The sequence below is a fragment of the Gammaproteobacteria bacterium genome (genome assembly GCA_013817245.1).
GTDB lineage: Bacteria > Pseudomonadota > Gammaproteobacteria > HTCC5015 > HTCC5015 > JACDDA01.
The window spans coordinates 62,208-88,204 of the sequence record JACDDA010000003.1 but is presented as its reverse complement, the minus strand read 5'-3'; the positions used below and the strand labels follow the sequence as shown (position 1 = coordinate 88,204).

General features: G+C 45.3%; 20 protein-coding genes and 1 tRNA gene. 17 read left to right on the top strand and 4 right to left on the bottom strand.

The window, feature by feature from the left end; translation table 11 throughout:
• Nucleotides 1-9 precede the first annotated feature (9 nt).
• On the bottom strand, nt 10-1,857 hold the full coding sequence (locus H0W44_05000; GenBank protein MBA3581795.1) for a 2-oxoacid:acceptor oxidoreductase subunit alpha: 1,848 nt from the start codon (nt 1,855-1,857) through the stop codon (nt 10-12).
• Nucleotides 1,845-3,629, bottom strand: a complete 1,785-nt coding sequence (locus H0W44_04995) for an FAD-dependent oxidoreductase (GenBank protein MBA3581794.1) — start codon at nt 3,627-3,629, stop codon at nt 1,845-1,847. The genes H0W44_05000 and H0W44_04995 overlap by 13 nt, the downstream gene beginning before the upstream one ends.
• Before the next feature lie 382 nt (nt 3,630-4,011).
• On the opposite strand from H0W44_04995, the gene H0W44_04990 reads away from it, so the two are divergent.
• Nucleotides 4,012-6,234, top strand: a complete 2,223-nt coding sequence (locus H0W44_04990; protein MBA3581793.1) for a PAS domain S-box protein — start codon at nt 4,012-4,014, stop codon at nt 6,232-6,234.
• Here the strand turns inward: H0W44_04990 and H0W44_04985 are convergent.
• Nucleotides 6,200-6,580: a hypothetical protein gene (locus tag H0W44_04985; protein ID MBA3581792.1), complete on the bottom strand. Its 381-nt coding sequence runs from the start codon at nt 6,578-6,580 to the stop codon at nt 6,200-6,202. The two genes, H0W44_04990 and H0W44_04985, sit on opposite strands and share 35 nt — an antisense overlap.
• Before the next feature lie 73 nt (nt 6,581-6,653).
• Between H0W44_04985 and mtnA the strand changes: the two genes are divergently transcribed.
• From mtnA to H0W44_04915, 14 genes are all read left to right on the top strand, one after another.
• Entirely contained in the window at nt 6,654-7,718 is a 1,065-nt protein-coding gene (mtnA, locus tag H0W44_04980; protein MBA3581791.1) for an S-methyl-5-thioribose-1-phosphate isomerase, read from the top strand.
• A gap of 308 nt (nt 7,719-8,026) precedes the next feature.
• On the top strand, nt 8,027-9,598 hold the full coding sequence (locus H0W44_04975; GenBank protein MBA3581790.1) for a YdiU family protein: 1,572 nt from the start codon (nt 8,027-8,029) through the stop codon (nt 9,596-9,598).
• Nucleotides 9,599-9,790: 192 nt separating this feature from the next.
• Entirely contained in the window at nt 9,791-12,436 is a 2,646-nt protein-coding gene (gene gyrA, locus H0W44_04970; GenBank protein ID MBA3581789.1) for a DNA gyrase subunit A, read from the top strand.
• A gap of 36 nt (nt 12,437-12,472) precedes the next feature.
• On the top strand, nt 12,473-13,555 hold the full coding sequence (gene serC, locus H0W44_04965; protein MBA3581788.1) for a 3-phosphoserine/phosphohydroxythreonine transaminase: 1,083 nt from the start codon (nt 12,473-12,475) through the stop codon (nt 13,553-13,555).
• Nucleotides 13,556-13,587: 32 nt separating this feature from the next.
• Nucleotides 13,588-14,754 (top strand): phosphoglycerate dehydrogenase, encoded by a 1,167-nt coding sequence (locus H0W44_04960; protein ID MBA3581787.1) that lies wholly within the window; start codon nt 13,588-13,590, stop codon nt 14,752-14,754.
• A gap of 3 nt (nt 14,755-14,757) precedes the next feature.
• Nucleotides 14,758-15,831, top strand: coding sequence for a prephenate dehydratase (gene pheA / locus H0W44_04955; GenBank protein ID MBA3581786.1), 1,074 nt, complete (start codon nt 14,758-14,760; stop codon nt 15,829-15,831).
• A 61-nt stretch (nt 15,832-15,892) separates the two neighbouring features.
• Nucleotides 15,893-16,747 carry a prephenate dehydrogenase/arogenate dehydrogenase family protein gene (locus tag H0W44_04950; protein ID MBA3581785.1) on the top strand — a complete coding sequence of 285 codons (855 nt, stop codon included), beginning with the start codon at nt 15,893-15,895 and terminating at the stop codon, nt 16,745-16,747.
• Between the two features lie 43 nt (nt 16,748-16,790).
• Nucleotides 16,791-18,101: a 3-phosphoshikimate 1-carboxyvinyltransferase gene (gene aroA / locus H0W44_04945; protein MBA3581784.1), complete on the top strand. Its 1,311-nt coding sequence runs from the start codon at nt 16,791-16,793 to the stop codon at nt 18,099-18,101.
• Nucleotides 18,098-18,784, top strand: a complete 687-nt coding sequence (locus tag H0W44_04940; protein ID MBA3581783.1) for a (d)CMP kinase — start codon at nt 18,098-18,100, stop codon at nt 18,782-18,784. The genes aroA and H0W44_04940 overlap by 4 nt, the downstream gene beginning before the upstream one ends.
• Nucleotides 18,785-18,974: 190 nt before the next feature.
• Nucleotides 18,975-20,651: a 30S ribosomal protein S1 gene (gene rpsA, locus H0W44_04935; protein ID MBA3581782.1), complete on the top strand. Its 1,677-nt coding sequence runs from the start codon at nt 18,975-18,977 to the stop codon at nt 20,649-20,651.
• Between the two features lie 38 nt (nt 20,652-20,689).
• A complete protein-coding gene (locus tag H0W44_04930; GenBank protein MBA3581781.1) occupies nt 20,690-21,022 on the top strand; it encodes an integration host factor subunit beta in 333 nt (110 codons plus the stop codon).
• A gap of 129 nt (nt 21,023-21,151) precedes the next feature.
• Entirely contained in the window at nt 21,152-22,327 is a 1,176-nt protein-coding gene (lapB, locus tag H0W44_04925) for a lipopolysaccharide assembly protein LapB (protein ID MBA3581780.1), read from the top strand.
• Between the two features lie 20 nt (nt 22,328-22,347).
• Complete coding sequence (gene pyrF, locus H0W44_04920) at nt 22,348-23,085, top strand: orotidine-5'-phosphate decarboxylase (GenBank protein MBA3581779.1); 738 nt, start codon at nt 22,348-22,350, stop codon at nt 23,083-23,085.
• A gap of 68 nt (nt 23,086-23,153) precedes the next feature.
• Nucleotides 23,154-23,426 (top strand): helix-hairpin-helix domain-containing protein, encoded by a 273-nt coding sequence (locus tag H0W44_04915; protein ID MBA3581778.1) that lies wholly within the window; start codon nt 23,154-23,156, stop codon nt 23,424-23,426.
• Nucleotides 23,427-23,579: 153 nt separating this feature from the next.
• Here the strand turns inward: H0W44_04915 and H0W44_04910 are convergent.
• Nucleotides 23,580-23,666 (bottom strand) — tRNA-Leu (locus H0W44_04910).
• 96 nt (nt 23,667-23,762) lie between these two features.
• On the opposite strand from H0W44_04910, the gene queA reads away from it, so the two are divergent.
• Together queA and tgt are read left to right on the top strand one after the other, a co-directional pair.
• Nucleotides 23,763-24,815, top strand: a complete 1,053-nt coding sequence (gene queA / locus H0W44_04905) for a tRNA preQ1(34) S-adenosylmethionine ribosyltransferase-isomerase QueA (GenBank protein ID MBA3581777.1) — start codon at nt 23,763-23,765, stop codon at nt 24,813-24,815.
• Entirely contained in the window at nt 24,805-25,947 is a 1,143-nt protein-coding gene (gene tgt / locus H0W44_04900) for a tRNA guanosine(34) transglycosylase Tgt (GenBank protein ID MBA3581776.1), read from the top strand. The genes queA and tgt overlap by 11 nt, the downstream gene beginning before the upstream one ends.
• Nucleotides 25,948-25,997: the final 50 nt, after the last annotated feature.

Below are 25,997 nucleotides of genomic sequence, written 5' to 3'. Positions count from 1 at the left end.
GTATTCCTTTTAACCTGCTGATTTAGCACTGCGGCGCAGCGGGGTAACATTCGAATCGAAATATTTACGTAATTGCGCGGCGATGCTGCGCGCCATAATTGGCGTGCCATCGATATGCAATAGTGAAATAAGTTTTTGCGGATCGGCATTGTTTTCGATTAACAATAAGCTGCGCAATTGTGCATCGCGATTTTGTTCGATAACAAATACCCGTTGATGCGCGTCAATAAATTTCTGCACATCTTGATTGAACGGAAATGCTCTAACGCGAATAGCATCGAGTTCAATGCCTTCACCCGCTAATATATCAAGTGCTTCTAACGTTGATGAAGCGCTGGTGCCGTAGAACAATACGCCATCGGCAGTGCCGGGATTGCGTTCTGCATATAACTCCGGTGCAGGCACATGATCTTTAGCGGTTTCCCATTTTTTCAGTAAACGTTCAACGTTGCGCAAGTAGGCGGCGCCGTCTTCGGTGTATACCGCATATTCATCACGTGACGTACCGCGCGTGAAGAAAGCACCTTTACTAGGATGCGTGCCAGGATAAGTGCGATAACAAATACCATCGCCATCAACATCTAAATAACGACCGAATTTTTCTATCTTATCTAATTGTTCCGCGTTTAAAACTTTGCCGCGATCATAGGTGCGACTGTCGTCCCATTCAAACGGCGGTGACAAGGTATCATTCATACCTAAATCTAAATCGGTCATGAGAATAACCGGCGTTTGTAAACGTTCGGCTAGATCAAATGCTTGCGCGGTCATGTCAAAACAATCTTTAGCATTCGATGGGAATAATAAAACTTGTTTAGTATCACCGTGTGACGCATACGCTGCCGCTAAAACGTCGGCTTGTTGTGTGCGTGTAGGCATGCCGGTGGAAGGACCTGCACGTTGCACGTTAATTAACACTACGGGAATTTCCGCGAAATACGCTAAGCCTAAAAATTCTGTCATCAGTGAAACGCCGGGACCGCTGGTGGCGGTGAACGCGCGTGCGCCGTTCCACATTGCGCCGATGACCATGCCCATAGCTGATAATTCATCTTCAGCTTGCACGATCGCATAGTTCTTTTTGCCAGTGCCTGGATCAATACGCAAACGCCGTGTGTATTTTTCAAATGCATCAACTACCGATGTTGATGGTGTAATCGGATACCACGCGGCAACAGTTGCGCCGCCATAAATAGCACCTAGACCTGCGGCCGTGTTGCCATCGATTAAAATTTGATTGCCGACATTGTCGCAACGCTTTAAGCGTACGGGTAATGGGCATTCGAAATTTTCTTGAGCGTGACGATAACCGAGTTCCATTGCATGAATGTTCGGCGCGATAAGTTTTTCTTTGCCTTTGAATTGTTCCGATACCAAATCTTGTAATACTTTGAATTCAATATCTAACAAAGCCGCCAATGAGCCGACATAAATAATATTTTTAAATAATTGGCGTTGACGTGGATCGCTGTATTCGCGCAAACAAATTTGCGTGAACGGAATGCCAATATAGTGAATGTCTTTGCGAATATATTGAATGTCTAAAGGCTTGCTAGAGTCATAAACAAAATAACCGCCGGCTTCAACTTCAGCAACGTCTTTGGCCATGCTTTGTGGATTCATGCAGACCATCACATCAATGCCGCCGCGACGACCTAAATAACCTTTTTCGCTAATGCGCACTTCGTACCAAGTTGGCAAACCTTGAATGTTCGACGGGAAAATATTCCGCGGGCTTACTGGAATGCCCATGCGAAATATAGCTTTCGCAAACATACTATTCGCACTCGCAGAACCCGTGCCGTTGATGTTGGCGAACTTAATAACAAAGTCGTTGAGGGCTTTTATTTTGTGCATGTAGAGGTACCTGCCTTCGTGACTTGATAAAGGAATTTCTGCATATCCCAAGCGCCAGTAGGGCAACGCTCTGCGCATAAACCACAATGCAGACAAACGTCTTCATCCTTAACCATGACACGTCCGGTTTTTAAATCTTCTGAAACATATAAATCTTGCGTGAGATTATTGGCGGGTGCTTGCAAACGAGTGCGCAATTCCGTTTCTTCACCGTTAGCCGTAAAACTAATACAGCTGGTGGGACAAATGTCCATGCATGCATCACATTCAATACAGCGACTGCCAGTGAAGGTAGTTTGAATATCACAATTCAAACAACGCTCTGCTTCTTTGTAAGCAATCTCGCGACTAAAACCGAGTTCGACTTCGGTTTTCATGCTGCTCAACGCTTGTTTCTTTTCTGCATGTGGCACTTTGAAACGATCGTCGTTGGTGACGCCGTTGTCATAGCTCCATTCATGGATGCCCATTTTTTGGCTAACTAAATTAACGTTGGGCGCAGGTCGGGTTAAAACATCAATATCGCGCAAAAACAAATCAATAGAAACAGCGGCTTGGTGGCCATGCGCAACAGCGGTAATAATATTTTTGGGACCGAAAGCGGCGTCGCCGCCAAAAAACACTTTCTTATTAGTTGATTGGAAACTGGTTTGATTAACAACCGGCATGCCCCATTTATCAAAATCCACGCCTTGATCACGTTCAATCCAAGGGAATGCATTTTCTTGGCCGACTGCCATGATGACATCATCACATTCCAAAATAACTTCTTCGCCGGTTTCAACTAATTGACGTTTGCCATTAGCATCGTAGCTAGAAGCGACTTTTTCGAATTTCATGCCGACTAATTTGCCATCTTTAACGATGTAAGCTTTGGGTGAATGCTCGCAGTAGAAAGGTACGTCTTCGTGCATCGCATCTTCTTTTTCCCAAGGCGATGCTTTCATATCTTCGAAGGTTGAACGCACTACGATTTTTACATCTTCACCGCCTATGCGACGTGCCGTACGACAACAATCCATCGCGGTGTTACCACCACCCACAACGATGACACGTTTGCCAACCGTTTTGATATGACCAAAAGCCACGCTATCTAACCATTCAATACCCACATGAATATTGCTGGTGACGTGATCACGATTTTCTAGTTTTAAATCACGACCGCGCGGTGCGCCAGTGCCGATAAAAACAGCGTCGTAATTTTTCGCGAGAATATCTTTTAAGCTACTGACATAGTGGTTAAAGACGCTTTTTACGCCCATGTCCAAAATGTAGCCGGTTTCTTGATTTAAAACTTCTTCCGGTAAACGGAAAGAAGGAATTTGGCTGCGCATAAAACCACCCGCACTGGCGTTAGCGTCATACAAATCAATTTCATAACCATGCGGCATTAAATCGCGGCATACGGTTAATGCAGAAGGTCCCGCACCGATGACCGCAACACGCTTGCCATTTTTAGTGGTGGGAATATTAGGTAATAACGCGCTGATGTCGCCTTTATTATCAGCAGCAACACGCTTCAAACGGCAAATGGCCACCGGTTCTTCATCGACTCGACCACGACGGCAAGCCGGTTCGCAAGGGCGATCGCAGGTACGACCTAACACACCGGGAAATACGTTGGACTCCCAGTTCACCATATAAGCATCGGTATAACGACCTGCAGCGATTAACCGAATGTATTCGGGAACCGGCGTATGTGCAGGGCAGGCAAGTTGGCAATCAATTACTTTATGGAAATATTCAGGGTTCGAAATATCTGTCGGTTTCAAAACTGCTCTCCGATCACTAAGGGATCATTAGGGAAGGCGCTCCCAAGGGGGCGCCATTTTCCAAGTTATTGTTCCTTATGACAAGAACACAGCGGGCTTTTTTTTATTTACTGTCGAAGTTGTGAGTTTGGGGGTTAACTATTTTGCGAAATGCGATGAACATGAACAAAAATACAGTTTGACGGCGGGTTTATCAGCGCAAAATAAACAGCTTGATAGTTATGTGAGTGACCGTTTCTACACAAAGCACATCATAAGATGTCCACTATCTTCTGCAAGACAGGCGCGATTAATCTGGATATGATGAACTTCAGTCAATTGTGATGTTTTAAATTATCGCAGTGGGCTAGAAATAAAGGACATGAGGCACAAGGGAGTGAGCATGCTAGGATTAAATTTTAGTAAGGCTAGATTTTCTCTAGCACCCCGTTTTTGGACGGGTTGGGTTTTTTATTGGGGTTTGTTGTTCTCCGCCGGTATTCTTGGCTTGGAATTTTCCGCCCCGTTCTTCGATTACAGTGCCACCGACACGTGGTATTCCAATTTATTAGTCGGTTTGGCGCTCGGTGTTTTCTTGTTATCCTTGATTGCACAAATCTTATTAAATCAATATGCCCGCGTGGCAGAAGCTTTACGACAAAGTGAAGCCTTTTATCGTAATTTAATCGAAGACCAAGCCGAATTAATTTGGCGTTTCCGCGCCAGTGGCGAACTCACTTTTGTAAATGCCGCGTTTTGTTTTTATTTTGATCGCAGCGCAACTCAACTGTTAGGCCAACGATTTTTTGATTTCATTCATGAGTCTGATCGCGCGCGCGTGTTGCGGATATTAGCGCGCTTAAATCAACACATGCCCAGCTGTCATTTAGAGTGTTGGGTAATGACATCCTTGGGCATGAAATATCAACGTTGGACGATTCGAGCTTTATTTGAAGACGGCGTTTTCACTGAATGCCAAGCCACCGCGCGTGATATGACTGAACAACGCGAAACCGAACGAGCGTTGCGCGAAAGTGAAGAACGTTATCGTGCGTTAGTCGAGCATGCGCCAGAAGCCTGCGTGGTATTTGATGTTGATAAAAATAGAGTGGTGGATTTAAACACGAATGCCGAAGTGTTATTTAAAACACCGATGGAAAAATTATTGGGCATGCGGCCTTTTGAATTAAGTCCTATCTTGCAACCCGATGGTCGTCCTTCGAAAGATGCTGCGCGTGAATACGTCAGCGCAGCGCTGAATGGCCAGACACCTCATTTTGAATGGTTGCATCATGATGCCGATGGCGGCGATGTGATTTGTGAAGTGCGTTTAGTGCGGCTGCCGGGTGAAGGCCGACGGTTAATTCGCGGTAGTTTGATTGATATTACAGAACGCAAACAAATTGAAATAGAACGCAAACGCTGGGAAGCGAAAGTTCAACAAGCTCAGAAGATGGAAAGTTTAGGTGTATTAGCGGGTGGTATTGCGCATGATTTTAATAACTTGTTATCCGGCATCATGGGTTTTGCGGATTTAGCGCAGCAACGCATATTGACGGATGTCGTAGCGCAAGATTATTTGCATGAAGTGTTGCGCGGCAGTGAGCGTGCGGCGGATTTATGTAAACAGTTGTTAGCTTATTCCGGTAAAGGACGTTTCACTATTATGCCGGTTGATCTGGCTGAAATCGCGAATGACATTCGACATCTTTTGGAAATTTCTATTTCCAAAAAAGCGGAGTTAGATCTGAGATTGCAAACCGATGCAGCAGCAGTGGATGCGGATGTTACACAATTACGCCAAGTGTTATTAAATTTGATCACTAATGCATCAGATGCTTTGCAAGAACAATCCGGTGTGATTACGATGAAATCCGGCGAAGAATATTTTGGTATGGATAGACTCAATGAATTTTATGGCGAAAGTTTATTGCCGCGTAGTTATGTTTATTTAGAAGTCAGTGACACCGGTTGTGGTATGTCACCTGAAATACAAAAACGAATGTTCGATCCTTTTTTCACTTCTAAATCTACTGGTCGGGGTTTGGGTTTAGCGGCGGTGATGGGGATTATTCGTGGGCATCGCGCGGGAATTCGCGTGCGCAGTCAACCAGGTCAAGGCACTACTATTACGGTGATTTTTCCGCCGTCTACGGAACTCGCACGCCATTTAAACAAACCGCAGCGCGTGTCGGATCAATGGCGCGGTCACGGCGTTGTGTTAGTCGTTGATGATGAAGCGACTATTCGTGAGTTAGCGCAAACCTTTTTACAAAACTGGGGATTTGAAGTGTTAACTGCTGCGGATGGCGCGGCGGGTGTAGAGGTGTTTCGGCAAAATGCTAGTCGTATTCGTGCGGTGATTTTAGATATGACGATGCCGAAACTATCCGGCGAAGAAGTGTTTAATGAAATTCGAAAAATTAATCCTGATGTTGCCGTGGTGTTATCAACGGGTTACGACGAACAAGAAGCCACCGGACGTTTTACCGGTAAAGGTTTGGCAGGGTTTGTGCAAAAACCGTATCGAGGCGATGATTTGAAGCGCGTGTTAAAGCAAGTATTAAAAACCACGACACCGGTATCGGCCGTTATTTTACAACCTGCGTTTCGCGGAAAATCTTAATTTGCGCGTTGAAATTAGCGGCGATTGACGCTTCAGTATCTACTGAGGAGTTATATAACTGAGCGATATAATCTTTTTGCGCAGCGTTCAGCGCTTCACCAAAAGCGGTTTCTTCTTTTTGTAAACATTGACGGTAATCCATTAAATCCGCTTGAAAAGATTTAATACGGATTATTGCGTCTTCTAATTGAGCGTCAGTAGCATGGCTACCATCAGGAATCGTAGGTGATTTAGGCAGTTGACACGCACTTGCTACCACCGGCATTGTGATCGACGGCGTTTCTACTGCAGACGAGGCAGTGCTTGCTAATAATATTAAAGATGCGCCTAGAAAATAGCCCTGCATGGCTTTCATCCCATAGTGATGGATACAGTGATTTTGGTATAGTGGGGGCATCTAGCTTAACGAGTGCGCTGTAATGAATGCAAGCTTAAATAATACTAATGTCAAAAACGATGTTCGCGCGTTTGTGTGGCGCCACGATCATTTGCTTTTATTAGATCAACGGCGTTTGCCACAAGCAGAGATCTGGGAAACATTATCAGATCTACCAGCAGTAGCGGCCGCTATTCATGACATGCGTGTGCGCGGTGCACCTGCTATTGGCATTTGCGCCGCGTATGCCGTCGTGCTTGCCGCGCAACAACGTTATGCACAAAACCCACAAACGTGGACGCAGCTCATTCAAGCCGATTTAATCCAATTAGTCGCGGCGCGACCTACCGCGGTTAATTTGCAATGGGCAGTCACACGCATGCAACAATGCATTCTTGAAAATATCAATGCACCCGATGTGTTGCAATTATTAGAAAATGCAGCGCGTAATATTGAAGCCGAAGATTTAGCTGCGAATTACCGCATGGCCGAGTGGGGTGCCGCGTATTTAAATGATCAATGTGGCGTATTAACGCATTGCAATACAGGATCACTTGCCACTGCCGGACATGGCACCGCGCTTGGCGTGATTCGTACTGCACATCGCGCTGGCAAAATCGGTGCGCTCTACGCAGATGAAACGCGACCGTGGTTACAAGGCTCACGTTTAACCGCATGGGAATTAAGTCGCGATAATATTCCTGTCACATTAATCTGCGAAGGCGCCGCCGCAAGTTTAATGCAACAAAAAAAAGTCGATTGGATTATTGTCGGCGCTGATCGCATCACCGCGAATGGCGATGTCGCGAATAAAATCGGCACTTATAGTTTAGCAGTACTAGCAAAACATCATGGTGTAAAAGTCATGGTAGTCGCGCCATCATCCACAGTGGATTTGTCGTTAACGTCAGGCGCACAAATTCACATAGAAGAACGCAGCAACACCGAAATATTAACTTTGAATGGGCATCTCATTGACGCAGAAAACATTAATGCATGGAATCCAGTGTTTGATATTACGCCAGCAGAACTTATTGATGTATTAGTCACCGAACGAGGTGTGATTGAAAAACCAGCTTTAGGAAAACTAGCGGCGATATTAAATTAAATAATATTTATTAACGTATGGATGCATCAAGCATGTCCATGCTCCAAGATCCATTGCACTATTGAATGAACAGCTTCAAGTTTAATGTACTAAACAAGGACATAATTATGCAAAACGAATTTTGGTTAAATCGGGCTTCTAGCGATTTAATAACGGATCAATCGAGTCTGAACTTACCCTGCTTTAACGAGCACTTCGAAAGGGGTTGTGTTAGCCCACTTAAGGATTGATCAATGAGATCAGACTCGCTTGATCCGCAAATAATCTGTCACGTAAATTTAAGCAGCAGTTAAGTTTCAGGAAAATTCATGCTCGATTTAAAATTCGATAATCGCTTTATTCAAGAATTGCCCGGCGATGTAGAAAACAGCGCGCGTTCACGTCAAGTGAAAGGCGTGTGTTGGTCTGCGGTTGCGCCGACGCCTGTCGCTGCGCCACGTTTGTTGGCGCATTCACCGGAAGTTGCGCAGTTGTTGGATTTAAAAGAAACAGATATTCGTGCGAATAATTTTGCGGCGGTGTTTGCGGGTAATGAATTATTACCTGGCATGCAAACCTACGCGACGTGTTATGGCGGTCATCAGTTTGGTCATTGGGCGGGGCAATTAGGTGATGGTCGTGCGATTTATTTAGGTGAAGTACTTAATCAACGCGGTGAGCGTTATGAGTTGCAATTAAAAGGCGCGGGGCCTACGCCGTATTCGCGTAACTCTGACGGTCGCGCGGTGTTGCGTTCATCTCTTCGCGAATTTTTATGCAGTGAGGCGATGTTTCATTTAGGTGTGCCGACGACGCGTGCATTAAGTTTAGTTGCAACGGGTGATGATGTGATGCGCGATATGTTTTACGATGGCCATCCGCACGCGGAGCAGGGTGCGATTGTGTGTCGCGTTGCGCCATCGTTTATTCGTTTTGGCCATTTTGAAATTTTTGCGCAGCGTGGCGAATTAGATATTTTGCAGCAGTTAGTTGATTTCACGATTGATCGCGATTTTCCGCATTTAAAAAATCTGCACCCTAATGAACACGATAATAAAATTGAACCATGGTTTAAAGAAATCTGCGCACGCACTGCGCGCATGGTGGTGGAATGGATGCGTGTGGGTTTTGTGCATGGCGTGATGAATACCGACAATATGTCGATCTTAGGTTTAACGATTGATTATGGCCCGTATGGTTGGGTCGATAATTTTGATTTTGGCTGGACACCTAACACGACGGATGCGTCAGGTAAGCGTTATTGTTTTGGGCGGCAGCCGCACATTGCGCAGTGGAATTTGCAATGTTTAGCGGCGGCTTTAAATGCTTTGGTAAAAGATGAGGCGATATTCGCAGCGGGCTTAGAACATTTTGATGAAGTGTATGCGCAAGCGTTTACTAGCATGTGGGCAGCGAAGTTTGGTTTACTAACCTGGCAAGCAGAAGATGCCGCATTAGTAGAAGCGGTGTTTGATTTGATGCAGTCAGCCGAAGTGGATATGACGGAATTTTTTCGGTGCTTAGCGACTATAGATAGTGCTGCACCGCAGTTAGCGACTATTCAACCCGCATTTTACCGTGATGATTTGTACCAAAAATTTGCTGCGCCGTTTACCGAGTGGTTGCAGCGATACGCCCTACGTTTACGCGCAGAACCCGATGCGTTGATAACGCGCGCAGCACGCATGAATCGCGTTAATCCTCGTTTTGTGTTGCGTAATTATTTGGCGCAACAGGCCATCGAGTTGGCCGAGCAGGGTGATGTGACGATGATCGAGGAATTGTTAGCGGTGCTGCGCCATCCTTATAATGAACAAACAGACCGTGCTGCCTTTAGTGCAAAACGTCCCGATTGGGCGCGACATAAGGCGGGTTGTTCGATGTTGTCGTGTAGTTCCTGAGCGCAACCGGCGGCTTCGGCCGAAATAAAAAACGTGCTTTGCTAAAAAACTCAAAGTCAGCCGCTATATAAGGTCTTTTCAGGGGCTTAAGCGTCTCCCGTACCCCCCCAAGCTGTGGTAAAGTTGCGCCTGTTTTGTGTTCGGGTTTTTTTCTCCGTTTTTTTAGTTCGTTAGACGTGGGCTTGGCGATACATGGTTGATTTTGCAAAAGAACTCTTCCCAATAAATTTAGAAGATGAAATGCGGCAGTCCTATTTGGACTACGCCATGAGCGTGATCGTGGGACGCGCTTTACCTGATGTGCGCGATGGCTTAAAGCCGGTGCATCGTCGCGTTTTATATGCGATGAGCGAGTTGGGTAACGATTACAACAAAGCGTATAAAAAATCCGCCCGGGTTGTCGGTGACGTGATTGGTAAATACCATCCGCACGGTGACTCGGCAGTGTATGAAGCCATGGTACGGATGGCGCAACCCTTTTCCATGCGTTACATGTTGGTCGATGGCCAAGGTAACTTTGGTTCAGTAGACGGCGACGCACCCGCGGCAATGCGTTATACCGAAGTGCGTATGGCAAAACTAACGCATGAAATGTTGGCTGATCTTGATAAAGACACCGTTAACTTCGTTGAAAACTATGACGGCTCAGAACGTGAGCCCGTGGTATTTCCTGCACGCGTACCTAATCTATTAGTGAATGGTTCCTCCGGTATCGCGGTGGGCATGGCGACCAATATTCCGCCGCATAATTTGCGCGAAATTGTCAGTGCTTGCATTGCATTGATTGATGATCCTGCTTTAGATATTGGTCAGTTAATGGAATACGTTTCGGGCCCGGATTTTCCTACGGCCGCCATTATTAATGGTGCTAGCGGCATTCGCCAAGCGTATCGCACGGGTCGTGGTCGCGTGCAAGTACGTGCGCGTTCTGCGATTGAAAAAGACGAAAAAACCGGCAAAGAACGCATTGTTATTATTGAATTGCCGTATCAAGTTAATAAAGCTCGTTTGTTAGAAAAAATTGCCGATCTGGTTCGTGAAAAGAAAGTGGAAGGCATTACTGAAATTCGCGATGAATCAGATAAACACGGCATGCGCGTGGTGATTGAATTACGGCGCGGTGAAGTCGGCGAAGTTATTTTAAATAATTTATATGCGCATACCCAGTTGCAAACCGTATTCGGTATCAACATGGTGGCGCTGGTTGATGGCCAACCAAAATTATTAAATTTAAAAGAAATTTTACAAGCCTTTGTTAAGCATCGGCGTGAAGTAGTTACACGCCGTACTTTGTTTGAATTACGCAAAGCACGCGAACGTGTGCATACCTTAGAAGGTTTGGCGGTTGCATTAGTTAATATCGATGAAATTATCGCTTTAATTAAATCGTCTAATAGTCCGGCTGCTGCGAAAGAAGCGCTGGTAACAAAAACCTGGCGTTCAGGCATGGTCAGCGAAATGCTCAGTCGTGCTGGCGCGGACGTATCGCGGCCTGATGATTTAGCCGCAAAATATGGTTTGACTGCCGCGGGTTATCATTTGTCAGAAACTCAAGCGCAAGCGATTTTAGATTTGCGTTTGCATCGTTTGACAGGACTTGAGCAAGATAAAATTTTAGAAGAATACGGTGTGTTGCTAGAACGCATTCGTGATTTGTTGGATATTTTATCGAATCCGGAACGTCTAATGCAGGTTATCCGTGATGAGTTGTTAGCGTTGGTCGCTGAATACGGTGATGAACGTCGGACTGAAATTCAAATCAATCAAACAGATTTAACCGTTGAAGATTTAATTACTGAAGATCAAGTCGTGGTGACCTTATCACACGCCGGTTATGCCAAAGCGCAACCGTTGTCTGATTATCGCACCCAACGACGCGGTGGCCGCGGTAAAGCGGCTACGGCGATGAAAGAAGAAGATTTTATTGATAAGTTATTTGTAGCGAGCACACATGACACATTGTTGTGTTTCTCTAGTGCCGGTAAATTGTATTGGAAAAAAGTGTATGAGTTGCCGGTCGCAGGTCGTTCTGCACGCGGTAAGCCAATGGTGAATTTATTGCCATTAGAAGCGGACGAACGTATTAATGCGATGTTAGCGGTGCGTGAATTCCCCGAAGATCAATTCATCTTTATGGCAACCAGTAATGGCACGGTAAAACGCACGCCGTTATCAGATTTTTCGCGGCCGCGTAATAGTGGTATTCGCGCAATTGATATTCGCGAAGGCGATCAATTAATTGGTGTGGCGTTAACCGACGGTAAACAAGAAATTATTTTGTGTTCTAGCACCGGTAAGGCGATTAAATTTAATGAAACCGATGCGCGTTCGATGGGTAGAACCGCAGCAGGTGTGCGTGGTATTCGCATTGGCGATAATCAACAGGTGATTGCTTTGTTAGTTGCTGAGCCGGGTGCGGATGTATTGTGCGCGACTGAAAATGGTTACGGCAAACGTACACCAGTAGAAGATTATCCATTGCAAGGTCGTGGCGGCCAAGGCGTGGTTTCAATTCAAACCACTGAACGTAATGGCGCAGTGATTGGCGCCGTCTCGGTTAAACCAGAACATCAAGCGATGTTGATTTCTAATGGTGGTGTGTTAGTGAGAACGCCAGTAACTGATATTTCGCAAATGGGTCGTAACACACAAGGCGTACGTTTGATTCGTTTAGATGAAGGCGAAAAATTAGTTGAGATCGAACGTATTATGGATACAGGTGACGAAGAAGCCGATGAATTAATGGTTGCGGATGCGAGTCCTGTGGATGCAACGATGAATGATGACAAGATTATCGACGACGAATTGGTTGCCGATGATAGCGGTGAAGCAGAATAACCCGCTGGAAGATTTTTATTTTTGAGGTGTAAGTGAATGAAACGCGTATATAACTTTAGTGCAGGTCCGGCAGTATTGCCGGAAGCAGTGTTGCAGCAAGCGGCTAATGAAATGGTAGATTGGCACGGCAGTGGCGCTTCTATTATGGAATTAAGTCATCGCGGCAAAGAATTCATTTCTGTTGCCGCAGAAGCCGAACAAGATTTGCGTGATTTGTTGAATGTTCCTAAGAATTACAAAGTATTGTTTTTACAAGGCGGCGCAACTTTACAGTTCGCGGCGATTCCTTCTAATTTGTTGCGCGGCAAAAAAACGGCTGATTATGTGCATACAGGTCAATGGTCGGAAAAAGCTATTAAAGAAGCGAAGCGTTATTGCGATGTGAATGTTGTTGCGAATGCGGAAGCGACTAACTACACCAGCATACCGGCGTTTAATACGTGGAAGCTAAATAAAGACGCTGCGTATTTACATTACACGCCGAATGAAACCATTGGTGGCGTAGAGTTTCATTGGACGCCTGACGTTGGCGACATGCCTTTAGTGGCGGATATGTCTTCAACGATTTTATCGCGGCCGATTGATGTTTCTAAGTTTGGTTTGATTTACGCAGGCGCGCAAAAAAATATCGGCCCGGCGGGTTTGGTCGTTGTGATCGTGCGTGAAGATTTGATGGGCGATGTTATTAAACCGTCACCTTCTTTGTTTGATTATAAAACGTTGGCAGAAGCCGATTCCATGAGCAATACGCCGCCGACGTATGCTTGGTATTTAGCAGGTTTGGTTTTTAAATGGTTAAAAGCGCAAGGCGGTTTGCAAAAAATGGCTGACATCAATCAGCGCAAAGCGCAGAAGTTATATGCCGCGATTGATCAATCCAGTTTTTATAGTAATCCCGTAGAAGTTGCGAGTCGTTCGTGGATGAATGTGCCTTTTGTATTGGCAAATGCGGAATTAGACAAAACGTTTTTGAAAGAAGCGGAAGCGCGTGGTTTAACGACTTTGCAAGGTCATCGTTCAGTGGGCGGCATGCGCGCCAGTATTTACAATGCAATGCCCGAAGCCGGTGTGGATACGCTGATTGAGTTTATGCGCGAATTTGAAAAAACTAACGCTTAATTTTTATTACTTATTTAATTTAACGAGTTGTTATGAAACAGAAAATTTTAACTTTGAATAATATTTCGTCTAAAGGTTTAGATCGTTTGCCACGTGGTCAATACGAAATCTCTGATGAAATTAAAGACCCCGACGCTATTTTAGTGCGTTCTTTTAAAATGCAGGGTTTTGCCGTTGGCGCTAATTTAAAAGCGATTGGTCGTGCCGGCGCCGGCGTTAACAATATTCCTGTTGAAGAAATGAGCAAAAAAGGCATTGTGGTATTTAATGCGCCAGGCGCCAATGCAAATGCGGTAAAAGAATTGGTATTAACCGGGATGTTCTTAGCGTGTCGCAATATTTGCCAAGCATGGGCCTATACGCAAAAGTTAGAAGGTGATGACGCTAAAATAAATAAAGATGTCGAAGAAGGCAAAAAGAAATTTGCCGGCTTTGAATTACCAGGCCGCACTTTAGGTGTAATCGGCTTAGGTGCGATAGGTGTATTGGTGGCGAATGCTGCGCGTGCATTGGGAATGAATGTTATTGGTTATGATCCCGCTGTTACTGTGCAAAATGCGTGGATGTTATCGTCAGATATAAAACGTGCCACCAGTGTAGATGACGTTTTGCAGCAATCCGATTTCGTTACGTTCCATGTACCTTTGATGGACGCTACTCGCAATATGTTAAACGCCGAACGTCTGCGCAATATGAAAGACGGTGTCGTGATATTGAATTTTGCGCGCGAAAACATTGTGAATGACGAAGCTGTTTTGGAAGGTTTGAAATCCGGCAAGGTGTATGCGTACATTTCTGATTTTCCTAGCAAAGAATTAATTGGTAATGATCGCGTTATTACATTGCCACATTTAGGTGCCTCTACCGAAGAAGCGGAAGAAAATTGCGCCATCATGGTAGCCGATCAAGTTCGCGAGTTTTTAGAAAATGGCAATATTAAAAATTCGGTGAATTTTCCTACCGTACAATTACCGCGTGCCGCAGAGCAGCGTTTATCAGTAGTCAATGAAAATCGTCCTGACATGGTAAGCCAAATTTCGCGCGTATTAGGCGCAAGTAATATTAATATTGTGCGCATGGTAAATGAGTCACGTGGCGATGTTGCTTATACGTTAATGGATGTGAGCTCAGAATTAAGCGAAGAAATTTTAGCGCAAATCCAAAAAATCAGCGGTGTGTTAACGCTGCGTGTGATGTAACGCATGAACGAACTAGACACTCTGCGCAAAAAAATTGATCAACTGGATAGCGATATTCAGCGGTTAATTAATGAACGTGCGCAGTGTGCTCAAGTGATTGGCCAAATTAAACATCAAGCGGGCGACGGCAATTTTTATAAACCCGAACGTGAAGCTCAAGTTTTGCGCGCGGTGCAAGAACGCAATCAAGGTCCTTTACCTGCTGATGTGATGGCGCGATTATTTCGCGAGATTATGTCGGCGTGTTTAGCATTAGAACAACCATTGCGTGTAGCGTATTTGGGTCCTGAAGGTACGTTTACACAATTAGCTGCTTTAAAACATTTTGGTCAAAGCGTTACTGCGGTGCCGTTGAATGCGATCGATGAAGTATTTCGTGAAGTGCAAGCGGGCAGTGCGGCATACGGTGTTGTGCCCGTTGAAAACTCTACCGAAGGCGCCGTTACACATACCTTAGATATGTTTCTGCAATCGCCTTTAAGAGTGTGCGGCGAAGTATTGTTGCGCGTGCATCATAATGTTTTAAGTACTGCAGACCAACTCACTGCCATTAAAACTATTTATGCGCATCAACAAGCCTTAGCGCAATGCCGCGAATGGTTGAATACGCATTTGCCACAGGCTGAACGTGTGGCGGTTGCTAGTAATGCTGAAGCGGCACGTTTAGCTGCTAAGAACTCTGCAACCGCTGCCTTGGGCAGCACTCATGCTGCAACGATTTATGCGTTAAATATTTTGGCGAATAATGTTGAAGATGAGCCGGACAACACCACTCGGTTTTTAGTCATAGGCCAGCAGACGATTGCAGAATCCGGTGACGATAAAACATCATTAATGGTTTCAACCAAAAACAAATCCGGTGCTTTATATAGTTTGTTAAAGCCTTTGGCTGATCATGAATGCAGCATGACGCGGATTGAATCGCGGCCTTCACGTCAAGGCGCGTGGGAATATGTGTTTTTTATTGATATTGAAGGTCATCATGAAAGCTCGGTGTTGCAACGTGCGTTGCGCGCACTAGAAAAAGAAGCAGCTATGGTTAAGGTTTTGGGTTCTTATCCCAAAGCAGCTTTATAGTTTTTGTAGAAAAATATTCGAACATTTCAGTAACATTCATCAATCCATACACAGGTGCTGCGTGATTAAAAAACTTTGCATTGTGGGTGTGGGTCTCATCGGCGGATCTTTAGCGCTGGCTTTAAAAAAACATGCGTATGTACAAACCGTGGTGGGCATTGGCCGCGATGCGAAACGTTTAGCTGCCGCGCAAGCGGCTGGTATAATTGATATAGCGACTGATGATTACGCACAATGCCAAGATGCAGATGTGATTTTAGTGGCTGTACCCTTGGGCGCATTTGAAAATGTATTTGCACAAATCAAACCTTATTTAACGCCGGATACCGTGTTGACTGATGCGGGTAGCGCGAAAGCCTGCGTAGTAAATATTGCGCAACGCGTATTTGGACATGTCCCAGAAAATTTTGTACCGGGTCATCCTATTGCGGGCACTGAAAAAAGTGGCTTTAGCGCTGCTTTTGCCGAGTTGTATTTAAATCGTCGTGTGGTGTTAACGCCGGTTACGCGAACCGCAGATTGGGCGCGTGCGCGCGTGCAGGCGATGTGGCAAGCCGCAGGTGCAGTGGTTGAAGTCACGACGGTTGAACATCATGATTTAGTATTGGCTGAAACCAGTCACTTACCGCATATTTTGGCATTTGGTTTGGTTGATAGTTTGGCGAAACAAAAAGACGCACAAGAAATTTTTCGTTTTGCGGCGGGCGGCTTTCGCGATTTCACGCGCATTGCTGCGAGCGATCCGGTGATGTGGCGAGATATTTGTTTATATAATCGCGATGCTATTTTGCAAGCTTTAAAAGCCTATGAAAGTGATTTGAGCGAATTACATGCCGCCATCGAAAAGGGTGATGGCGATAGTTTAGAAATCATTTTTGCGCGTGCTAAAGCGGTGCGTGAACAGTTTAATTTTTAGTTTTTCCAGTTTTTTATATTTTAGTTTTGAGTCAATCATTAATATGCAAAATTTAATCGTACAAGCCGGTAATGAAGCGTTTGCAAAATGGCGTGGACGTGTGCGCGTGCCGGGTGATAAATCGGTTTCACATCGTTCGATTATGTTAGGCGCTTTAGCAGAAGGGACGACACACGTTAGTGGTTTTTTACAAGGCGAAGATAGTTTAAATACCTTGCGCGCGTTTCGCGCTATGGGTGTGCAGATCACGGATCCGGTTGACGGTTGTTTAACGATTCGCGGTGTGGGTTTGCATGGTTTATCTGCGCCTGCTAGTGATGTGTATTTAGGAAACTCTGGCACCTCGATGCGTTTGTTAGCCGGTATTTTAGCGGGACAAAAATTTAGCAGCGTTTTAACCGGTGATAGTTCATTAGCAAAACGTCCGATGCGTCGCGTGATTGAACCTTTGCAAGTGATGGGTGCGCACATTGATAGTGTTGATGGCAAGCCACCGTTGCGCATTAAAGGTAATGCTTTGTTAAGCGGCATTGATTACGTAATGCCCATGGCGAGTGCGCAAGTAAAATCGTGTGTGTTATTAGCGGGGTTATATGCGCAAAATATTACGGCTGTTACTGAACCTGCGCCTACGCGTGATCATACTGAGCGAATGTTGCACGCATTTGGTTATGCGATTACGCGCAGCGCGAATCGCGTGAGCTTACAAGGTCAAGGACGTTTGATAGCGACTACGATTGAAGTGCCGGGTGATATTTCATCCGCAGCATTTTTTATGGTGGCGGCAGCGATTACACCGGGCGCTGATATATTAATTGAACGGGTTGGATTAAATCCTACACGCACAGGCGTGATTGATATTTTGCGATTAATGGGCGCGGATATTACGGTGTTAGATGAAACATTATTAAGCGGCGAACCAGTGGGCACTCTGCGTGTGCGTGGCAGTGAATTAGTCGGTATAGATATTCCCACACATTTAGTGCCGCTTGCGATTGATGAGTTTCCAGCGATTTTTATTGCCGCCGCGTGTGCACAAGGCGTTACGCGGTTAACTGATGCAGAAGAATTACGCGTTAAAGAAAGTGATCGCATTCAAGTAATGGCCGATGGCTTGCGCGTGTTGGGCATTAATGCCGAACCCACGGCTGATGGCATCGTGATTGAAGGCGGCGCATTCGGCGGTGGTGAAATTAATTCGCATGGCGATCATCGTATTGCTATGTCGTTTGCTATGGCTGCCTTGCGCGCGCAAGGTTCTATCCATATATTGGATTGTGAAAACATTAATACTTCATTTCCTGGCTTTGTGCCTTTGGTGCAAGGCTGTGGTTTACAAGTGAGCGTTGCATGACGGTTCCTGTAATTACTATTGATGGGCCTTCGGGTTCTGGTAAAGGCACGATTGCTAAATGGCTGGCCGAGCAATTGGGCTGGCATTTATTAGATTCGGGTGCTTTGTATCGATTAACGGCGTTGGCGGCTGAAAAATACGCGGTGTCCTTAGACGATGCTGCCGCGGTCAGCAAAATTGCCGCTGAATTAGACGTGCGCTTTGCGATTGATAATGCGGTGGATAAAGAAGGGGTCGTGACGTATTTGGAAGGTCAAAACGTCAGTTTGGCGCTGCGCACTGAAGAAACCGGCCGAATTGCCTCTATAGTCGCCGCGATTCCGGCGGTGCGCGCCGCTTTATTACAAAGACAACGTGATTTTCGTCAAAAGCCAGGCTTAGTGGCAGATGGGCGCGACATGGGAACCGTGGTTTTCCAGGATGCGCCGTTAAAGTTTTACCTTATTGCCAGCGCTGAAGAACGCGCCCTAAGACGCTATAAGCAGTTGAATAGCAAGGGTTTTGATGCTAATCTCGCCGGCCTTTTGGAAGATATACAGGCGCGGGATGCACGGGATATTTCACGCGCAGCTTCGCCCCTTAAGCCGGCTGACGATGCGATGGTGCTGGATACCACAACGATGAGTATCTCCCTTGTTTGTCAAACGGTGTTAGCAACTGCGCAACAACGCATGTTGGTATAACGCTTCTGAAGGTTTAGCGTTAGCTGTCAGGATGATGGTTAATATTTTTAACAACCGTGACCAGTTACAAGGCGTTCGCCTGTTTTAATCCTCTGCCTATTTTCTACCTAATACATTTAGGTGTTGTAGTGCGAGAGAGCTTCTTGAATAGGCATCTGAGTCGTGTGTAATTCCTTATAGGTAGTTTTTAATGATGGAAAGTTTTGCTGAGTTATTTGAACAGTCGCTTGTTCAAACCGAAATGAAACCTGGCTCGATTATTTTTGCTAAGGTTGTCGATATCCGCAGTGATTTTGTTGTTGTTTCTGCTGGTTTAAAATCCGAGGGTTTGATTCCCTTAGAACAGTTTCTTGATTTGAATGGTCAGATTGAAGTTCAGATTGGCGATAGTGTTGAGGTATCACTTGATACTGTCGAAGATGGTTTTGGTGAAACACGTTTATCGCGCGAAAAAGCGAAGCGTCAACAAAGCTGGCGTGAATTAGAAGCCGCATTCGAAAAAGATTTATCTGTACAAGGCATTATCACCGGTAAAGTAAAAGGTGGTTTCACCGTTGAAATTCAAGACTTGCGTGCATTCTTGCCGGGTTCATTAGTCGATGTGCGTCCAGTACGCGATCCTACCCATTTAGAAGGCAAGGTTTTAGATTTCAAAGTTATCAAAATGGATCGTCGTCGCAACAACGTTGTCGTTTCACGTCGTGCGATTGTTGAAGGCAATTACAGCGCGGAACGCGATGAATTGTTGAAAAATCTTGAAGAAGGCATGGTTGTAAAAGGCGTAGTTAAAAACTTAACTGATTACGGCGCATTCTTAGATTTAGGTGGCATCGATGGTTTGTTGCACATCACTGATATGGCGTGGAAACGCGTTCATCATCCTTCAGAAATCGTCAGCATTGATGATGAAATCGAAGTTAAAGTTCTTAAATTCGATCGCGAGAAAAATCGTGTATCACTCGGCTTAAAACAACTCGGCGCAGATCCGTGGGTTGATTTGATGCGCCGTTATCCAGAAGGTAGTCGCGTGTTTGGTAAAGTGACCAACATTGCTGATTATGGTTGCTTCGTGGAAATTGAAGAAGGCGTTGAAGGTTTGGTGCACGTTTCAGAAATGGATTGGACCAACAAAAACGTTAATCCTTCTAAAGTTGTTACATTAGGTGATGACGCCGAAGTCATGGTGTTAGACATTGATCAAGAACGTCGTCGTATTTCACTGGGTATGAAGCAATGTCATCCTAATCCTTGGGAAGAGTTTGCGAAAACCCATAATAAGAATGACAAAGTCAGTGGCAAAATTAAATCAATTACCGATTTTGGTATTTTCATTGGTTTAGATGGCGGCATTGATGGCTTAGTGCATTTGTCAGATTTGTCTTGGGATGATACCGGCGAAGACGCTGTGCGTAATTACAAGAAAGGTGATGATTTAGAAGCGGTTGTTTTGTCCGTTGATCCAGAACGTGAACGTATTTCATTAGGCGTTAAGCAAATTGAAAATGATCCGTTCTCAGCATTCTTAGCGGATAATCCAAAAGGCACGGTCATCAACGGTAAAGTTATTAGTGTTGAAGCTAAAGCAGCGACCATTGAAATCATCGAAGGCGTAGAAGCGATATTACGTGCTTCTGAGTTATCGAAAGATCGCATTGAAGACGCAACTACGATATTAAAAGTAGGCGATGCTGTTGAAGCTAAAATCATCAATATTGATCGCAAAAATCGCGTAATTAATTTGTCGATTAAAGCGAAAGAAACAGATGATGAAGCAGCTGTTATGCAAGATTACACTCGCACCAGCGGTCCTGCTTCAAGTTCTTTAGGTGATTTACTTAAGGAACAGTTAGGAGCCAACGGCGAATAATTCGCTGCTGCAGGTTCTGATATGGAAACAGCAGGCTCATGATTGAACAAGAAGACTTAATCACGGTTACGAAATCGGAACTAATCGAGGCACTGGCGCGCAAGCAAGGCCATCTCGCTTACAAAGATGTCGAACTGGCGGTTAAAAGTTTATTGGAATACATGAGCCGCACTCTTGCGTCGGGCGAAAGAATTGAAATCCGAGGATTCGGTAGTTTCAGTTTGCATTTTCGCCCGCCACGCATAGGGCGTAATCCAAAAACAGGTGCATCGGTTGCCTTATCGGGTAAATATGTACCGCATTTCAAGCCAGGCAAAGAATTACGTGAACTTGTAAATGATGATCTGGATGATAATAACGCTTCGGATTGATAAGAAAAATTGTTTAAACATTGCTGCGCGTGCTGTGTGTCAGTTATTTTTTCTGCTCTTCTCCATTAAACAAAACAAATTTTTTGTAAAGGATACTATCTGAGCGAGAATTGGCTATGGATCCTTTTATTGCCATTAGCCGCCGCTAGTGGTTGGTTTGCTGCGTGGCGCAGTTATAAACGGTTTAATCAAATTAATCCGCGTCTTGCGCCCGAATACTTTCGTGGCTTAAATTATTTATTAAATGAACAACCTGACCAAGCTTTAGATGTATTTTTGCGCTTAGCAGAAGACGATGCAAAAACTGTCGAAATACATTTTGCTTTAGGCGGTTTGTTTCGTCGGCGCGGAGAAGTAGAGCGCGCGATTCGTGTTCATCAGGATTTATTAGCGCGGCCTTTATTAAGTGTGTTGCAACGCCAAACTGCATTGTTGGAGTTGGGCCGTGATTATATGCACGCGGGTTTATTTGATCGCGCTGAAAGTATTTTTCAAGATTTACTGAAACAGCGTGTGCGTGAAACGGATGCGACAAAATTATTGTTAGAAGTATATCAACGAGAAAGTGATTGGGATCAAGCTATACAAATGGCTGAGCGTTTAACCAGCGCCAATGATCCTGAGCATGCTGCGATCTTGGCGCATATGTATTGCGAGCGTGCAGAAGTGTGGTTGCGCCGTGGTCAGCCCGATAAGGCTTTGCAAAGTATTTCACAAGCATTGGATACGGATGCGCGCTCGGTACGTGCAACTTTATTACTAGGCGATACTTATTTTAAAAATGGTGATTTTGAAAAATCGCTGCGCCAGTATTTACGCTTGTTTGAACAAGAAGAAGAATTTTTGCCGGAAGTATTGCCGCGCATTTTACAATGCTTGCAAGCAGGCGCGCCGTTACAGCAATTTGAAAAACAAATGCACCGATTTAATCGGGATTATCGTCAAAGTTATTTTATTCGTGGTTATGTGCATTATTTGCAACAGCAAGAAGGTTTGGAAGCGGCCCGAAATTATTTGCGTGCAGCATTAACTCAGCAACCTTCTTTGTATGCCTTACAAGAATGGTTAGATTTAGAATGGGCAGAGTTAATAAAAGGCCGGGATCCAGATGCGCAAGATCCTGATTTATTGCCGTGGCGTTTGATGATTGATACCTTGAAGCGCGTGATGCGCAATATGCCTAAATATCAATGTCGTCATTGCGGTTATGCAGCGAAGACCCTGCATTGGCAATGTCCGGGTTGCAAAACGTGGGGCAAATTAAAGCCGTTAAATCTAACTCAAATGGATCATTTGTCATCATAGTGATGCGACAAATTTTATAAATGACCATGACTCATAAAATGCAACGTATAGTTACCCAGCCGCGTGTCATTGTCGCGCTAGATTTTTCAAACGAGACAGCGTTATGGTCTTTAGTAGAAAAGCTTAATCCTGCGGATTGTCGTTTGAAAATTGGCAAAGAGTTATTTACGTCACAGGGCCCTGATTTAGTTCGACGTTTAACGCAACGTGGGTTTGATGTGTTCTTGGATTTAAAATTTCACGATATTCCTAACACCGTTGCTAAAGCCGTTAGTGCCGCTGCAGATTTGGGCGTGTGGATGGTCAATGTGCACGCCAGTGGCGGCGCTAAAATGTTGGATGCTGCACGTGCTGCTTTATCAGCAGCAGATGGACCATTATTAATTGCAGTTACAGTGTTGACGAGTTTGCAGCAGAGTGATTTAACTACCGTTGGTGTTAATGATAGTGTTGAGCAGCAAGTGCAACGCTTAACCCGCTTGGCGGCGAATGCAGGATTTGATGGTGTCGTGTGTTCGGCGCACGAAGCCGCAAGTGTTAAACAATTAACCAATACCGATTTTTTAACGATTACACCCGGTGTGCGTCCGCAAGGTGCTGCGGTCCAAGATCAACAACGCATCATGACACCGCGCGAAGCGTTGCGTAATCAAGCGGATTATTTAGTTATTGGCCGTCCTATCACTCAAGCTGACAACCCCGTCAGTGAATTGCTGACAATTAATTCGGATATTAACGAATATCTTGCTCAGCGCTAAATAAGTATGGTGAAGCGCGTTGTCAGCTAGACAACAGTTTTCATTTTATATTATTAGGGAGTAAGGGCATGCAATTACAAAAGTGGTTCGGCATTATTGTTTTGAGTGTGATGAGCAGCATCGTGTTTGCAGGAACGGTAGATATTAATACCGCGAACGCTAAAACATTAGCCGCTGAATTAAAAGGTGTAGGTGATGATAAAGCCGCGGCGATTGTGCAATATCGAGAAAAACACGGCCCTTTTAAATCCATTAATGAATTAAATAAAGTTGATGGCATCGGTGAAAAAACCATTAAAAATAATGCGGATAAATTAAGCATCGGTAAACCGAAAGAATAAAGTTTAGTAATAATCAATCATGAACGGGGATCCCCAGAAGTTAGGGAATCCCCGTTTTTTTTTGTAATTTATTAATTATCTTGAATTTTATGAGTACGAAGCGAATAGCACAAAAATGCCACCGCTTTAATATATAGGTTTGGAATACGAATATGGTGCCGGGGGCGAGAATCGAACTCGCACGAGTTTAACCTCACTGGATTTTGAGTCCAGCGCGTCTACCAGTTCCGCCACCCCGGCAGGGGAAGGCGCGCATTGTAATCGAATCTGCTAGTGGCGCAAAGCAAGAATGCATAAATCCTGCACGTGATTATCCTGTGTTAATATCGCGCCGGCATGAAAACGGCCGACTTTGATTACGAACTCCCCGCCGACTTGATTGCGCAACGGCCTTTGCCGCAGCGCACTGCGAGTCGTTTACTGTATTTGCCAGCCAGCGTTAATCCAGGCGAGTGGCAAGATTGGCAGTTCCCGCAATTATTAGATTGGTTGCGTCCGCATGATCTTTTAGTGTTTAACGACACGCGGGTTTTTCCAGCGCGTTTGTTTGGCCAAAAAGCCTCGGGCGGTAAAATTGAAGTGTTGGTCGAGCGTTTGTTAGATGAGCATCGCGTGTGGGCACACGTTCGCGCTAGCAAAGCGCCTAAATCCGGGAGTCAGTTAGATTTTGGGTCGAATACGGCCATGGTCTTAGGCCGCCCCGCGATGAACGGCGGCGAATTATTTGAGCTCGCTTTTGCTCAGCCCGTATTACCCTTTTTACAACAACATGGTCATATTCCATTACCACCTTATATAGATCGTGCGGATGATGTTGATGACAATCTTCGTTATCAAACCGTATTCGCTCGCGAAGTAGGTGCGGTGGCGGCGCCTACCGCCGGACTGCATTTCGATGAATCTTTATTAGCGGCTATTAAAGCGCGAGAAGTGCAACAAGCATTCGTGACTTTGCATGTCGGTGCGGGGACGTTTCAGCCGGTACGCACGGATGATCTGGATAAACATCATATGCATTCCGAATGGTTACATGTTTCAGCGCAGACCTGTGAGCAAATTAAAATTTGTCGGCAACAAGGCGGGCGCGTGATTGCGGTAGGGACGACCGTGATGCGCAGTTTAGAGACCGCATCGCTGAACGGTGGCTTGCAGCCTTATATAGGTGATACGCAAATTTTTATTCGTCCCGGTTTTAAGTTTCAATGTGTGGATGCGCTGATTACCAATTTTCATTTGCCGCGTTCGACTTTGCTAATGTTAGTGTCAGCATTTGGCGGTTATGCGCAATTAATGGGTGCGTATCAGCATGCGGTGAATTCACGTTATCGATTTTTCAGTTATGGGGATGCTATGTTGATTGAACGTAATGAGGCTGTGCATGCAATTTGAGATTTTTGCTAAATCTGGGCAAGCGCGGCGCGGGCGTTTGAGTTTTAAACGCGGCGTGGTCGACACGCCTGCTTTTATGCCGGTGGGCACTTATGGCACCGTGAAAGCCATGGTCGCAGAAGAAATTCAGGCTTTGGGCGCACAAATTATTTTGGGTAATACTTTTCATTTAATGCTGCGACCCGGCACCGAGATTATTCGGAAGCACGGTGATTTACATGATTTCATGCATTGGCAAGGTCCCATCTTGACTGACTCGGGTGGTTTTCAAGTTTTTAGTTTGGCCAAATTACGCAAAGTCACACGCGAAGGCGTGCGGTTTCAATCTCCCGTAAACGGCGATACGGTGTTTCTGGATCCAGAAATTTCTATGCAAGTGCAGCGCGATTTGGGTTCAGACATCGTGATGATTTTTGATGAATGCACGCCTTATCCAGCGACCCATGAAGTAGCCAAAGCGTCGATGGAGTTATCGTTGCATTGGGCCGAACGTAGCAAACACGCGCATGCCGATAATCCGGCTGCTTTATTCGGGATTGTGCAGGGCGGTATGTATGATGATTTGCGTCATGCGTCTTTGGCAGGATTAACGGATATCGGCTTTGATGGTTATGCCGTCGGCGGCTTGGCCGTAGGCGAACCCGCGGAAGAGCGCTTGGCAGTATTAGATGAATTAAGTGACATGCTGCCGCAAGATAAACCTCGTTATTTAATGGGCGTGGGTACGCCGCTCGATATTTTAGCGGCGGTAGCGCGGGGCGTAGATATGTTCGATTGCGTGATACCCACCCGCAATGCACGCAATGGTTTTTTGTACACGTTTGATGGCGTATTGCGGATCCGTAATGCGCAATACGCCGATGACATCAGCCCGATCGATCCGCAATGTGGCTGTTATACCTGCCAACACTACAGCCGTGCTTATTTGCGACATTTGGATCGTTGCGGTGAAATTCTGGCAGCACGACTCAATACCGTACATAACCTATATTTTTATCAGCAATTGATGCGGGAAATCCGCGAAGCCATTAGTCAAAACCAATTAGCCGAATATACGCATGCATTTGTCACACGTTTTCAGGCAGGCAAATTTGCTCAAAAATCTAATCTCACCCGCGATGCACAGCCGTGATGCAATTCAATGCTGCTGTGGCATAATACGCGCCTCTTTTGGGTCTAACT

Excerpts from the sequence above, each read along its gene's own strand:
- H0W44_04975 (MBA3581790.1), top strand. The coding sequence starts at position 8,027 with ATGCTCGATTTAAAATTCGATAATCGCTTTATTCAAGAATTGCCCGGC.
- mtnA (MBA3581791.1), top strand. The coding sequence starts at position 6,654 with ATGAATGCAAGCTTAAATAATACTAATGTCAAAAACGATGTTCGCGCG.
- H0W44_04990 (MBA3581793.1), top strand. The coding sequence starts at position 4,012 with ATGCTAGGATTAAATTTTAGTAAGGCTAGATTTTCTCTAGCACCCCGT.
- rpsA (MBA3581782.1), top strand. The coding sequence starts at position 18,975 with ATGATGGAAAGTTTTGCTGAGTTATTTGAACAGTCGCTTGTTCAAACC.
- queA (MBA3581777.1), top strand. The coding sequence starts at position 23,763 with ATGAAAACGGCCGACTTTGATTACGAACTCCCCGCCGACTTGATTGCG.
- tgt (MBA3581776.1), top strand. The coding sequence starts at position 24,805 with ATGCAATTTGAGATTTTTGCTAAATCTGGGCAAGCGCGGCGCGGGCGT.
- H0W44_04930 (MBA3581781.1), top strand. The coding sequence starts at position 20,690 with ATGATTGAACAAGAAGACTTAATCACGGTTACGAAATCGGAACTAATC.
- pyrF (MBA3581779.1), top strand. The coding sequence starts at position 22,348 with ATGACCATGACTCATAAAATGCAACGTATAGTTACCCAGCCGCGTGTC.
- H0W44_05000 (MBA3581795.1), bottom strand. The coding sequence starts at position 1,857 with ATGCACAAAATAAAAGCCCTCAACGACTTTGTTATTAAGTTCGCCAAC.
- gyrA (MBA3581789.1), top strand. The coding sequence starts at position 9,791 with ATGGTTGATTTTGCAAAAGAACTCTTCCCAATAAATTTAGAAGATGAA.
- H0W44_04985 (MBA3581792.1), bottom strand. The coding sequence starts at position 6,580 with ATGCAGGGCTATTTTCTAGGCGCATCTTTAATATTATTAGCAAGCACT.
- H0W44_04915 (MBA3581778.1), top strand. The coding sequence starts at position 23,154 with ATGCAATTACAAAAGTGGTTCGGCATTATTGTTTTGAGTGTGATGAGC.
- H0W44_04940 (MBA3581783.1), top strand. The coding sequence starts at position 18,098 with ATGACGGTTCCTGTAATTACTATTGATGGGCCTTCGGGTTCTGGTAAA.
- aroA (MBA3581784.1), top strand. The coding sequence starts at position 16,791 with ATGCAAAATTTAATCGTACAAGCCGGTAATGAAGCGTTTGCAAAATGG.
- H0W44_04960 (MBA3581787.1), top strand. The coding sequence starts at position 13,588 with ATGAAACAGAAAATTTTAACTTTGAATAATATTTCGTCTAAAGGTTTA.
- pheA (MBA3581786.1), top strand. The coding sequence starts at position 14,758 with ATGAACGAACTAGACACTCTGCGCAAAAAAATTGATCAACTGGATAGC.
- serC (MBA3581788.1), top strand. The coding sequence starts at position 12,473 with ATGAAACGCGTATATAACTTTAGTGCAGGTCCGGCAGTATTGCCGGAA.